A 12,542-nucleotide genomic window follows, 5' to 3' on the forward strand; every position below is an offset into this window, starting at 1 on the left:
ACTCCTTACGCTGCGGCTTTGGAGGCGTGCAGACGTTCCTGATAACGGGCGACGAAACCGGCGCTCTGCTCTTCCAGCACCTGGATCAGACGACGGCTCTGGGTCTGCACAATGGTGTAGAGGAACAGCATGGGCACCGCAACGACCAGACCCTGCATGGTGGTCACCAGCGCCTCGGAGATACCGCCCGCCATCAGCTTGGGATCGCCAGTGCCGAACAATGTGATGGCCTGGAAGGTGGCGATCATCCCCACTACGGTGCCGAGCAGCCCCAGCAGCGGCGCGACGGAAGCGATCAGCTTGATGATGCTGATGCCCTTCTCGAACTTGGGCACGTTGCGCAGGATGATCTCGTCGAGCTTGGACTCCAGATCCTCGATGTTGTCACCGCGATGACTCTGGTAGGCCCCCAGCATGTCACCAATGGGGTTGCCCTTGATGATCTGATCGGATTTCAACTGCTTGCGCATGGACGAGCCGATCAGCGACAGACGGATACCGCAGAAGATGGCCAGCAGGGTGCCGAGCACGCCGAGCACCATGATGACGTAACCCACTTCACCACCCTGATCGATACGCTCCTTGAGAGTCGGTGACTGCACCAGCAGGGAGAGGATCACGCCGCGAGACGGGTCGATAAAGATGGGTTTGACCCCGTCACCGCCCTGTTCAAACTCGGCGATGGGAGCCAGCACGCTCTTCTCCGGTTGACGGGAGAGCTGCTCGAACTTGCCGGTCTCCGGCACGAAGGTGAGGTACTTGCCTTCGGAGACAGTGTTGAACTCACCGATCTGGGTGACCGTCTTCTCGGCCTGGTTGCCTTCGCCGTAGACCACGGTCGCCGGGATCTGGCTCACCTTGCCACCGTCCACCATGCGGCTGAGGGTGGTGGTCCAGAACGCTTCCAGATCGTCGCTGGAGGGGAGCTCTTTACTCTCGGCCAGACGGGTTAGCAGCGCGGTCTGTTCTGGATGCTCGACCCGACGGGCGGAGGCGTTGAAGATCCCCTTGAACTCCCCGGCAAACTGACGCAGCACACCAAACATCTCGCCCATGTTGCCGGAACGCTGGCGCAGGGTTTCAGTCAGCTCGGTCAGTTGCTTGTCGTTGGCATCAAAGGTCGCCTTGAGCTGCTCGCCCTTGGCGGTTTCGGCAGCCAGCTCGGCCTTGGCCTTGGCCAGCAGCGCCCCCTGCTCGTTCTTGTCAGCCAGGAAGCGGGCTTCCCGCTCCTTGTTGAGTTGGGATTCGCTCAGGCTGGAGGCCTTGACCTGGTTCAGCAGCGCATTGAGATCCACCGGTTTTTCGGCGGCGGTCACCGGCAGGGTGACCAGGGTTGCTCCCGCAATCAGGGAGGCAATAGCAAGTTTGATTCCTTTCATGATGCTTTCTCCGCAGTTTGAACCGGCAGCTTGATCAGCGCGGGAGGCGCCTGCTTCTTGGCGATGCGAAGGCCCTGTTCAACCGCACTGCGATACTCCTGAGGCAATTCTTCCCACTGGCGGGTCTGCTTGTTCCACATGCCGGTCTCCTGACCATCCGGGGACTGGTAGAGCAGTGCGATACGGCCAACGCGCAGGAACTCGTAGGTCTTCTCGCTGCCATCCTTGTCCAGGCTCGCCTTGTAGGCCTCGATGGTGCGGCTGAAGCCCTCCTCGATCTGGTAGGCTTCCAGGATCTTGCGGTATTTCTCGGAAATGGTGACATCGGCCCGGTTCATCAGGTCGGTCAGAGCCGCCACGCGGTCCTCGCGCTCGACCTTCTGGAACGGCAGATCCAGTGACACAAACTGCTCGAGGGAGTCGATCATCTTGAGCATCAGCGGCACCACTTCGGTGCTGGTCTGGTCGATCTGGGCGATCTGCTTTTGCATCGACGCCAGCTCGGCGCTCTGGGACTCGACCATCTTGCTCACCTGCTCGTTGTAGGTGCGCAGACTGTCGACCTGACGCAGGGCGGCCTTGTACTGGGCCAATGCGGATTCGGCAGATTCGGCATAGCTGTCGATCTTCTGCTGGGAAACTTTGGATGCGTTGTCGATGGCGGCTTGAGCGTCCACGGCCTGACCGGCAGTGGCGGCACTCAGATTGAAGCTGGTCAACAAGGCGGCCGAAACCAGGCTGCCAAGGAGCGCTTTCTTCATTGTAATGGTCCTTGTCTTCATAGGATTACCCTATCTCCGTAACTTCCTTGGACGTTGGGCACAGCCGGCCCGACCGGGCCGGCTGAGGTTGTATATCAACAGGGTTGATTAGAACTTCTGGGTGTAGTCGATGTAGTAGACGCGACCGTCGATGCCGTAGAGGTATTCATCGTAAGTGAAACCATCGTTGGACAGGGAAGGCCCGCGGTTGAACATGTTCTTCACGCCGGTCTGGATCTTGGCATTCCAGCTGGTATCGACCGCGACGTTCAGGTTCCAGATGGTGTTGGAAGCAATATGGCCCTCTTCCTTGTCATCCACATAGTCCTGGCTCTGGGAGTCGATATAGTTGGTGCTCAGGTAGGTATCCAGATTCCACAGCTGCGGGAAGTTGGCACCGATCCCGGAGTTGAAGCGGAAGTCGGGTTTGCCATTCCAGCCCTTCTTGTCGACCATTGGGCCACCAGCAAACAGACCTTCCTCATATTTCAGGATGTAGCTGCTGCCAAAGTCGTAACGCAGGGTGAAGGAGTTGAAGTCGTACTTGTAATCCGCCTTGAAGTCGATACCACTGGTCTTGAGCTGCCCCAGGTTGACCATGCCGGCATAGACCTTCTCTACATCGCCGTTGGCATCACGGATGACGTTCGGGTTGCTGCCGGTATTGAGCTCCTGATAGAACTGGGTCTGGGTGGTAGCCAGCTGGATCACGTCATCAATCTTGATGTAGTAGTAATCGAGCGACAGGTTCAGGTTGTCCAGCGGGTTGTAAGCAGCACCGATGGTAAAGGTGTCAGCCGTCTCTTCCTTCAGGTTCTTGTTGGATTGACGTGTTGTCTCGTACTGCGCTTCGGAACAGTTGGCAATGCCATTGGCCTGGCAGTAGACATAGTCCTTGGCAAAGTCCGCTGACTGGGCATCCGCCGCATAGAGATCGTTCAGACCCGGCGCGCGGAAAGACTGGGACCAGGAGGTACGGAACATCAGCTGGTCGAGCGGTTGATAACGCAGACTCGCTTTGGGCGAGAAGGCGCTACCAAAATCGCTGTACTTGTCATAACGACCCGCCAGGTTCAGCTCGATCTGCTCGGTGATGGGGATCAGACTCTCGATATAGGTGGCGAACACATCGCGCACACCACCACCGGAGTTGCCGGATGAACCCAGTACGTTACCCGCTTCGGACTGGCTGTCATAGGTATCGGAGTAAACCCAATCGTTATACTCGGCCCCAAGATACCAGCTGACCGGGCCAGCGGGCAGTTCGCCCATATCCCAACCTACACCGCCGTACCACTGGAAGAAGTCCATCTTGGAATTGCGGCTGGTGGTATAGGAGAGATCCTTGGTCGCAGCATCAGAGAAGCTGCCATTAACAAACTTGCCGGTATTGACCTGAGTTTCCACGGCAGGTGCCAAGACATAACCATTGCCGGTGCTCTGGTTATCTGTTTTGGAATACATGTAACCGGCATTCCATTCCAGATCGCCTACGGCTTCGGTCGGCACCACCCCTTCAAAACCCAGGTTCAGGGTACCGGTCAAGTCAGTCACATCGTTGTCACGGGGACCGACGTTGTTAAAGCGGTAGTAAACGGTCGCAGCCTTGGCGGTGCTGAAGTTGTTGGCAGACAGCACTGCTGCGCTTTCAGGGGTGGAACCATCCACGGTGAAGGCACCGGCAGCTGGCGCGAAACGACCAAAACTGGTGACGCGAGAACCTATCATCTGTGGCACGAAATCCACATTGTCGTTGATATGGTAGCGACCGTTGAGGTAGACGGTGTCGCGGGTACGAGAGGCAGTCTTGGCAGCGACTTGAGCAAAGTCGAAGCGGCAAGCCGTGCCCTTGGTGACGAAACCGGTGCCGGTACCTTCACAGTCAACCCCATTCAGGGTACGGGTAACCGTCTTGCCGGTAGTGGCATCCACTCCCTTGATATTGCGGCCATAGAGACTCGGAGCAGTTGCCCCCTCTTTCGCCAGATAGTCGCGATCCTTGTAATAGATCTCGTCTTTCACATCGTGCTCGTAGACCATCATCAGGGAGCCTTTCTCACCCGAGATGCCGCTAACGATGGAACCACTCTGCTCGTCACCCCCCTCTTCGGTCGGTGAACCGACGCGCCCCTGGAATGACAAACCTTCAAAACCCTCTTTGAGGATCACGTTGATAACGCCGCCGATGGCATCAGAGCCATAGAGTGCGGAGCCACCATCCAGGTTCACTTCCACCCGCTCAACCGCCGCCATGGGGATGGTATTGAGGTTGATGGCAGTGCCACCCATAGAGGGAGAACCAGCGATACGCTTGCCATTAAGCAGCACCAGCGTGCGATCTTCACCAAGGCCACGCAGCCCTACTGTGGCTTGTGACTGGGCAGAACTACCGGAGGATGGGGAGAAACCACCGAAGGAGTTGTAGGAGGCCTGTTTCAGATAATCAGCCACAGTCTGCTGACCAGACTGTTCAATTTGGGCCTTGCTGACAGAGACGACCGGAGTCGCCCCCTCAACATCAACACGGGAGATACGGGAGCCAGTGACTTTGATTTTCTGCAGTTTTTCGACGTTCTGCCCTTCTTCGGCAGATACGGATGGGGCCGCTGCAAGGCTCGCCAAGGCGAACGCAATCGCAGCAGAGATTCTGCTCTTCCTAAGCATCGCTTATATCCTTCCTGGTTGTTTATTGTTTGCTTCCTGATACCGCCCTCTTTGGAGCGATGTGTAAGGCTTATCAATCTTTGACTAGCGACGTCAATGGAGCAGGGGGGTGGCGAGGTCAGGCGTAGAATAAGCGGAGTGTATTAATTTTGACCGACATAATTAGTGAATAATTCTGCCAAAAACAACCAACGCAATGTAAAAACATTGTTAAATGAGGTAAGTGGCGCTGAATTAAAATTTGATGAACTTATTAGTTAACGTGCTGTCCGTTTATATCTTATTTTGATTTATCGGCCTTAATAAGAATAAAACACTAACTTCATGAGGGTTTCACCTGACCGTTCTAATGGGGATAACAGATAAGATCGTCGAGATGACATCGTTTTCCTTCAATTTCACACCACAAACAAAAGCATTAGCAATCAACAAGTTAAAAACACCTAAGGCTCAAACAAACAGCTGTTTATATTTTTTAAAATAATGTTGAGCAGTAGCGTTTTGTTTTGATTTTCACTTTTCAGATAAAAAACGTCATTTTTCGGTACTTTTGGTCTCAGCGGGTCATTTGTCCCAGTTTTCCATTTCCTTGTACTTGATTTTTGTTGCAGAGCTTTTACAGTGGCCAAGCGGATTGTCTGCTGTTTGGCAACCAATCCAGCGCGTAATGCCAGGAAGGACAGGCCCGTCACCGGATTTGACTGGCCGCAAAAAAGAACAACAAGGACGAGGTTCCACCATGCTGTCGTATTTCCTACGCCGGATGCTTTTGATCATCCCGACGTTTCTCGGTATCACCCTGCTCGTCTTCACCATCACCCGTTTCGTGCCGGGCGGACCGGTCGAACGCATGCTGCTGCAAGCCCAGGTTTCCCAGAATGAATCTGGCCGCTCCAGCGGCAGCAAGGGGGCGCAGGCCCTCTCCGATGAACAGATCGAGGAGCTCAAGGCCTTCTATGGCCTCGACAAGCCGATGCTGGTCGCCTACTGGGAGTGGCTGCAGAAGCTGGCGGTGCTGGATCTGGGCGAATCAACCCGCTACTACGAGCCGGTGTGGGATCTCATCAAGGAGCGGCTCCCGGTCACCGCCTTCTTCGGGCTGGCAACCTTTCTGCTGAGCTATGCGGTCTCCATTCCGCTGGGGGTGGCGAAGGCGCTCAGGCACAACAGCCGCTTCGACTCGTTGAGCTCCATGCTTATCTACATGGCCTATGCCCTGCCCGCCTACGTGGTGGGGATCTTCCTCATCACCGTCTTCGCATTCCATCTGGAGTGGCTGCCGATGGGCGGTTTTCCGGGGGATGATTTTGAGTACATGGAGAGCAGCTGGGATCAGATCCGCACTGTCTTTGCCCACGCCCTGCTGCCGCTTATCGCCTACGCCATCGGCGATTTCGCCATCCTCACCATGACCATGAAAAACAGCCTGATGGAGAACCTGTCGGCCGATTATGTGCGTACCGCCGTGGCCAAGGGACTGCCATTTCGCAAGGCGGTCACCGACCACGCCATGCGCAACAGCCTGATCCCCATCGCCAGTCACCTGGGGTCTGTGCTCACCGTTTTCTTTGGCGGATCCTTCCTCATCGAGACCATCTTCAACATCGACGGCATCGGCCTGCTCGGTTACGAGGCGATCGTCGAGCGGGATTACCCCACCGTCATGGGCATTCTGGCCATCACCTCCATGCTGATGCTGATAGGCAATATCGTCTCCGATATCTGCGTTGCCCTCGTTGATCCCCGCGTGCGGTTTGGAGACTGACCATGAAGCTCAATCCGGTTACCTTGAAAAAACTCAAGCGCTTCAAGTCGATCAAGCGCGGTTACTACTCCTTCATCATCTTCACCACCCTGGTGCTGCTCTCCCTGCTGGCGGAGCTGCTGGTCAACAGCCGGGCACTGATGGTGAGCTATCAGGGCCAGTTGCACTTCCCCACCTATGGCGATGTGATCCCCGGTCAGCAGTTCGGGCTCGATTACGAATACGAAACCAACTACCGCCAGCTCAAGGCCAAATTTGCCGCAGAGGGCCAGGGCGACTGGGTACTGATGCCGCCGGTGCCCTGGAACCCCTACGAGCAGGATTTCAAGGAGGATGCCTACCCGCCTTACGCCCCCAGCGCGGCCGAGCGCCACTTCCTCGGCACCGACACCAGCGGCCGCGATGTGCTGGCGCGACTTGTTTACGGCTTTCGCATCGCCATCGGCTTTGCCTTTATCGCGCTGGCGGCCAGTTACGCCATCGGGGTCACCATCGGCTGTCTGATGGGCTTTCTCGGCGGCCGCTTTGATCTCATCCTGCAACGCTTTATCGAGATCTGGTCCCAGGTGCCGTTTCTCTACGTCATCATGATCCTGGTGTCGCTGGCCAAGCCCAACTTCGGCCTGTTTGTCGCCATCAACGTGCTGTTCGGCTGGATGGGGATCACCTGGTATATGCGCACCCTCACCTACAAGGAGCGGGCGCGAGACTATGTGATGGCGGCGCGAGCGCAAGGGGCGACCACCGGGCGGATCATCTTCAACCACATCCTGCCCAACACCCTGATGATGATCGTTACCCTGGCGCCATTCGCCGTGGTGGGCAATATCTCCACCCTGACGGCCCTCGACTATCTGGGCTTCGGGCTGGCACCGCCGACCCCGAGCTGGGGGGAGCTGCTCTCCCAGGGCATCAACAATCTGGATGCCATCTGGATCGTCAGCTCGGTGGTGGCCGCGGTGAGTCTGGTGCTGATCATGGTCTCCTTTATCGGTGAGGCGATCCGCGAGGCGTTCGATCCGCGCAAATTTACCCGTTACCAATAAGCCAGCCGATGCCAGCGCATCGGCTGGCGCCGGATAACGAACAGTGATAAATGAAGGACGGGCCGCCGCCATCGGCGGTCCCGGGAGCAAGGGATAATCCCGTTATCAATCAAGACCCCCAGTGCAGGGGCCAGACCTGGAAGTCAAACATGAAAAATAAAATCAAATGGATAGGTGCTCTCTTTGTGCTGGTAAACGGATCCTGGGTCTGGGCGGCCAGCCTGCCCGCGGATCTCAAATGGGAGACCAACGACACGGATCCTGTGTTCGCCTCCCCCAAGGCGCTGTCGGGCGGCAGCCTCAATATGTTTGTGGAGAGCTTTCCGCTGACGTTCCGCACCGTAGGGCCTGACTCCAACGGATCGTTCCGTTCCTTTATTCTCGATAACCAGTTGCGACTCATCAGCTTCCACCCCAATACCGGCAACCCCATCCCCTCGCTCGCGACCCACTGGGCCATCGCGCCAGACAGCCAGACCGTCTACTTCAAGCTGGATCCCCGCGCCAAATGGTCGGATGGCAAGCCGGTCAATGCCGATGACTACACCTTCGGCTACGAGATGATGCGCTCCAAACACATCAAGGGGCCCTGGTTCAACAACTACTACACCACTGAAGTGGTAGCGGTAGAGAAGATCGATGATCACACCATCCTGGTCAAAGCGGGCAACCGCAAGGCCAAGATGGACCTGCTCAACACCACCGAGCTGTGGCCCCAGCCCAAGCACTACTACAAGCTGACCCCCAACTGGGTGAAGCAGTACAACTGGGCCGTGGTGCCCACCACAGGTCCCTACGTGATCAGCGACGTCAAGAAGGGCAAGTCGGTCACCTTCAGCAAGCAGAAGGATTGGTGGGCAAAAGACGATCGCTACAACCAGCACAGATTCAACATCGACACCATCAAGGTGCAGGTGATCCGCGACCACAACATCGCCTTCCGCCACTTCCTGAAAGGGGAGATCGATACCTTCGAGATGATCCTGCCCAACTGGTGGCATGAAAAAGCGGTCACCCCGGAGTACAAAAAAGGCTACGTGCAGAAGGTGATGGCCATGACCGATACCAAACAGGGCGGTCAGGGGGTTCACCTCAATGTGGCCAACCCCAAGCTGGCGGACGTAAACGTGCGCCTCGGCATCCAGCACGCCTTCAACATAGACAAGATGATCGAGACCGTGCTGCGCGGCGATTACGACAGAGCCACCACCTTCGACTCGGGCTTTGGCGAGTTCACTGACATCACGCTGCCACAGCGGGCTTATGACATCGACAAGGCGCGGGAGTACTTTGCCAAGGGCGGCTACAACAAGCCGGGGCCGGACGGCATCCTGCAAAATGAGAAGGGGGAGCGGCTGACGCTGGCGCTCACCTACACCAGTCAGGAGCACTCCAAGCGCCTGACCGTGCTGAAAGAGGAGGCCAAGAAGGCGGGTCTGGATCTGGAGCTCAATCTGGTGGATGGCGCCACCGGTTTCAAGGTAATGCTGGAGAAGAAACACGAAGCGGCCTGGCTCGGTTGGGGCGGCGGCGGTCTCTATCCGCAATATTGGGAGTTTTTCCACTCCGCCAACGCCAACAAACCGCAGACCAACAACCTGTTCAACGTGGCTGACAAGGAGCTCGACGCGCTGATCGATGCCTACAACGTCGAATTCGACATGGCCAAGCGGGCCAAGCTCTCCCAGCAGATCCAGCAGCGCATCTATGACCTCGCCATCTTCGTGCCCGGGGTGCAGCTCAACTATGTGCGGGCCAGCAGCTGGCGTTATGTGATGCTGCCGGAAGTGCCTGCCACCAAGAACACGCCGGATCTGCTCTACTGGCCGATGGACGGTTATCCTCACAGTAGTGGCGGTCTGCTCTGGCTCGATCCCAAGGTGAAGGAAGAGACCCGCAACGCCAAGGAGGCAGGGGAGGCGCTGGCGCCCATCAACCTGCTCGACAAGACCTATGCACGTCATTGATATTCAGGCCATTGCGAAGGGAGCAGCCGTTATGCCCAACACCCAGGCCCCCATTCTTGACGTATCGGATAACGGGGGGGAGTTCGCCGCTGATAGCGGCCAGCACCCAGCCCCAATCCTCGAAGTACGCGATCTCGAGGTGGAGTTCGCCGTCGATGACGGCAAGATCAAGGTCCTCGACGGGGTCAGCTTCAAGGTAGCCCCGGGTCAGACACTAGGGATCGTCGGTGAGTCCGGCTGTGGCAAAAGCGTTACCTCGCTCGCCATCATGGGGCTCTTGCCCAAGCCCCACGGTCAGGTGGTGGCCGGTTCCATCCGCTTTCAGGGGGAGGAGCTGCTGTCGCTTGCGCCGGATCAGATGTACAAGGTGCGCGGCAACCGCATCTCGATGATCTTTCAGGAGCCGATGACGGCCCTCAACCCGGTGCAGACGGTGGGGGAGCAACTGATGGAGGTGTTTCGCCTCCATCGCCCCGAGTATGACAAGGCCCAGCGCAAAGCTGCGGCCATCGCCATGCTGCAGAAGGTGGGGATCCCGGAACCGGCCCAGCGCTTTGCGGTCTATCCCCACAACCTCTCCGGCGGCATGCGCCAGCGAGTGATGATCGCCATGGCGCTCTCCTGCGAGCCAGACCTGCTTATCTGTGACGAGCCGACCACGGCGCTGGATGTCACCATTCAGGCCCAGATCCTCGAATTGATGAAAGAGCTGCAGGCCCAGACCGGGATGGCCATCATCTTTATTACCCACGATCTGGGGGTAGTGGCGGAGCTGTGCGACGAGGTGGTGGTGATGTACGCCGGGCGGGCGGTAGAGCAGGCCGACGTGTTCGAACTGTTTGACCACCCCCGTCACCCCTATACCCACGGCTTGATGAGCTCAATCCCGCGCCTTGAGGATGAGCCCAAGAGCCTGCTCAAGACCATCAAGGGACAGGTGCCAGCCCTGCACGAGATGCCCGCTGGCTGCCGCTTCTCCAACCGCTGCCCCCATGCAACCGATCTCTGCATCAGCGCCATTCCGGCGGTGGAGCAACTCAATCCGCGCCACCATGTCGCCTGTCACTACTGGAAGGAGTTGACCGTATGAGCACTCTGTTATCGGTCAGGGATCTGAAACAGCATTTCCGGCTGGGAGGCGGGTTCCTGCGCAAGCAATATACGGTTCACGCGGTGGATGGCATCAGCTTCGATCTGAAACAGGGGGAGACGCTGGGGCTGGTGGGTGAGTCGGGCTGCGGCAAGTCCACCCTTGGGCGCAGCCTGCTCAAACTGTTCGAGCCGACCGCGGGTACCATCACCTTCGAGGGGCGCGATATCACCGCCCTCAGCCCGAAGGAGATGCGCTCCCTGCGTCAGGAGATGCAGATGGTGTTTCAGGACCCTGCAGAATCTCTCAACAGCCGCCACACTGTGGGCCAGATTTTGGAGGAGCCCTTCATCATCCACGGTAAAGGCAACACCGAACAGCGGCGCGCCTGGGTGCAGGAGCTGCTGGCAAAAGTGGGCCTGCCAGGCAGCTCGGTGGATCGCTACCCCCACGAGTTTTCCGGCGGTCAGCGCCAGCGGATCGGCATCGCCCGCGCCATCGCCCTCAAGCCCAAGCTGCTGGTGTGCGACGAGGCGGTCTCGGCCCTCGATGTCTCGGTGCAGTCGCAGATCGTCAACCTGCTGCTCAGCCTGCAACGGGAGATGAACCTCTCCATCATCTTCATCGCCCACGATCTGTCGGTGGTCAAACACATCTCGGATCGCATCGCGGTGATGTATCTGGGACGGATCGTCGAGCTGGCGGATGCCCAGTCGCTCTATCTGGCGCCACGCCACCCCTATACCCAGGCGCTAATCTCCGCCATTCCGGTGCCGGATCCACGCAGGCGCAGCCAGCGCATTCTGCTGACCGGCGATGTGCCCTCCCCCATCTCGCCGCCTAGCGGCTGCCACTTCCACCAGCGCTGCCCCCATGCGACCGAGCTGTGCAAAAGCAAGGCGCCAAGGCTTGAGGCGTGTGATGAGTCCCATCATCAGGTGGCCTGTCACACCCCGCTCGCCGTCGGTAGTCACGCCATCAGTGGCAACGCCATGAGCGGCGACAGCAGGCTGGAGCAGGCGAGCTAGGCGCAGCGAACAAACCCCAGGGTAGAAACAGACGAGGCGGCCATCAGGCCGCCTTGTGCTATCGGATCACTCTTGCAATATCGAGCCACTGCCGCAGCTTGTCAGGCAATCTGGTAACGGCCGGGCTTGTGGTTGAGTGTCAACACCAGATTACAGATAACCGCCGCCACGATGGAGAGCGCCAGGATCCAGGGCTGCACCACGAAAAACGAGGCAACAACAATGGCGCAATCGAGCCCCATCTGCAGCTTGCCCGCCCGGATGCCAAAGCGATCCTGAATAAAGAGCGCCAGAATGTTGAAGCCCCCCAGACTCGACTTGTGACGGAACATAATGAGCAGACCCATGCCGATCAGGGTTCCACCGATCAGCGCCGCATAGAGGGGCTCTATCTTGCCGATCTGCAACACCCCGTTGAGGTGATCGGTCATGTAGGAGACCGCCGCCACCGAGACGAAGGTGTTGAAGGTAAAACGTGGCCCCATCCGCAGCCATGCCAGCGCATAGAAGGGCAGGTTGATGCCGAAAAACAGCAGGCCGAAGCTAATACCGGTCACCTTTTGCAGCAGCAGCGCCAGCCCGGCAGTACCGCCAGTGAGCAGGCCAACCTGATGAAACAGAAAGATGCCGAGAGAAACAAAGCCGGCCGCCGTCAGCAGGGCGAGCACATCCTCATAAATAGGATGGGCAGTGCGAATCGAGGTGTTGTCCATAACCTGTATCCAAGCGAAGTAAAGAGAGAGTGTCTGTCGCCTGCCGTTGCGGGCGGGCTGCGAGCCCTGTCCACAGGGCTTCGTTATGGGGTCCAGTCTATTTTTTGTGAAAAGGATCACAACAGTCAG

At 57.9% G+C, this 12,542-nt stretch carries 9 protein-coding genes; 5 read left to right on the forward strand and 4 right to left on the reverse strand.

The window, feature by feature from the left end; all coding sequences use genetic code 11:
* Nucleotides 1-5 precede the first annotated feature (5 nt).
* The 3 genes from I6L41_RS12340 to I6L41_RS12350 form a co-directional block, all read right to left on the reverse strand.
* Complete coding sequence (locus tag I6L41_RS12340) at nucleotides 6-1,379, reverse strand: MotA/TolQ/ExbB proton channel family protein (protein WP_216959153.1); 1,374 nt, start codon at nucleotides 1,377-1,379, stop codon at nucleotides 6-8.
* The gene (locus I6L41_RS12345; protein WP_216959158.1) at nucleotides 1,376-2,140 is read right to left on the reverse strand and encodes a DUF3450 domain-containing protein; all 765 of its coding nucleotides are present in this window, start codon (nucleotides 2,138-2,140) and stop codon (nucleotides 1,376-1,378) included. Before I6L41_RS12345 ends, I6L41_RS12340 begins: the two co-directional genes overlap by 4 nt.
* A gap of 108 nt (nucleotides 2,141-2,248) precedes the next feature.
* Nucleotides 2,249-4,804: a TonB-dependent receptor gene (locus I6L41_RS12350; protein ID WP_151286952.1), complete on the reverse strand. Its 2,556-nt coding sequence runs from the start codon at nucleotides 4,802-4,804 to the stop codon at nucleotides 2,249-2,251.
* A gap of 739 nt (nucleotides 4,805-5,543) precedes the next feature.
* Between I6L41_RS12350 and I6L41_RS12355 the strand changes: the two genes are divergently transcribed.
* The 5 genes from I6L41_RS12355 (at nucleotide 5,544) to I6L41_RS12375 (ending at nucleotide 11,700) form a co-directional block, all read left to right on the forward strand.
* Nucleotides 5,544-6,569 carry an ABC transporter permease subunit gene (locus I6L41_RS12355; protein ID WP_031227629.1) on the forward strand — a complete coding sequence of 342 codons (1,026 nt, stop codon included), beginning with the start codon at nucleotides 5,544-5,546 and terminating at the stop codon, nucleotides 6,567-6,569.
* Nucleotides 6,570-6,571: 2 nt separating this feature from the next.
* A complete protein-coding gene (locus I6L41_RS12360; protein ID WP_216959161.1) occupies nucleotides 6,572-7,615 on the forward strand; it encodes an ABC transporter permease in 1,044 nt (347 codons plus the stop codon).
* A 149-nt stretch (nucleotides 7,616-7,764) separates the two neighbouring features.
* Nucleotides 7,765-9,582 (forward strand): extracellular solute-binding protein, encoded by a 1,818-nt coding sequence (locus tag I6L41_RS12365; protein WP_216954947.1) that lies wholly within the window; start codon nucleotides 7,765-7,767, stop codon nucleotides 9,580-9,582.
* Nucleotides 9,583-9,613: 31 nt separating this feature from the next.
* A complete protein-coding gene (locus I6L41_RS12370) occupies nucleotides 9,614-10,672 on the forward strand; it encodes an ABC transporter ATP-binding protein (RefSeq protein WP_194496614.1) in 1,059 nt (352 codons plus the stop codon).
* A complete protein-coding gene (locus I6L41_RS12375; protein WP_216959165.1) occupies nucleotides 10,669-11,700 on the forward strand; it encodes an ABC transporter ATP-binding protein in 1,032 nt (343 codons plus the stop codon). Before I6L41_RS12370 ends, I6L41_RS12375 begins: the two co-directional genes overlap by 4 nt.
* A gap of 101 nt (nucleotides 11,701-11,801) precedes the next feature.
* Here the strand turns inward: I6L41_RS12375 and I6L41_RS12380 are convergent, their stop codons facing one another.
* Nucleotides 11,802-12,413, reverse strand: a complete 612-nt coding sequence (locus tag I6L41_RS12380; RefSeq protein ID WP_005349421.1) for a YitT family protein — start codon at nucleotides 12,411-12,413, stop codon at nucleotides 11,802-11,804.
* Nucleotides 12,414-12,542 lie beyond the last annotated feature (129 nt).

Source organism: Aeromonas sp. FDAARGOS 1411 (genome assembly GCF_019047125.1).
GTDB classification, from domain to species: domain Bacteria; phylum Pseudomonadota; class Gammaproteobacteria; order Enterobacterales; family Aeromonadaceae; genus Aeromonas; species Aeromonas veronii.

What these genes read in the sequence shown, in the direction of transcription:
- I6L41_RS12340 (WP_216959153.1), bottom strand. Translation starts at nt 1,379, where the DNA reads ATGAAAGGAATCAAACTTGCTATTGCCTCCCTGATTGCGGGAGCAACC.
- I6L41_RS12345 (WP_216959158.1), bottom strand. Translation starts at nt 2,140, where the DNA reads ATGAAGAAAGCGCTCCTTGGCAGCCTGGTTTCGGCCGCCTTGTTGACC.
- I6L41_RS12350 (WP_151286952.1), bottom strand. Translation starts at nt 4,804, where the DNA reads ATGCTTAGGAAGAGCAGAATCTCTGCTGCGATTGCGTTCGCCTTGGCG.
- I6L41_RS12355 (WP_031227629.1), top strand. Translation starts at nt 5,544, where the DNA reads ATGCTGTCGTATTTCCTACGCCGGATGCTTTTGATCATCCCGACGTTT.
- I6L41_RS12360 (WP_216959161.1), top strand. Translation starts at nt 6,572, where the DNA reads ATGAAGCTCAATCCGGTTACCTTGAAAAAACTCAAGCGCTTCAAGTCG.
- I6L41_RS12365 (WP_216954947.1), top strand. Translation starts at nt 7,765, where the DNA reads ATGAAAAATAAAATCAAATGGATAGGTGCTCTCTTTGTGCTGGTAAAC.
- I6L41_RS12370 (WP_194496614.1), top strand. Translation starts at nt 9,614, where the DNA reads ATGCCCAACACCCAGGCCCCCATTCTTGACGTATCGGATAACGGGGGG.
- I6L41_RS12375 (WP_216959165.1), top strand. Translation starts at nt 10,669, where the DNA reads ATGAGCACTCTGTTATCGGTCAGGGATCTGAAACAGCATTTCCGGCTG.
- I6L41_RS12380 (WP_005349421.1), bottom strand. Translation starts at nt 12,413, where the DNA reads ATGGACAACACCTCGATTCGCACTGCCCATCCTATTTATGAGGATGTG.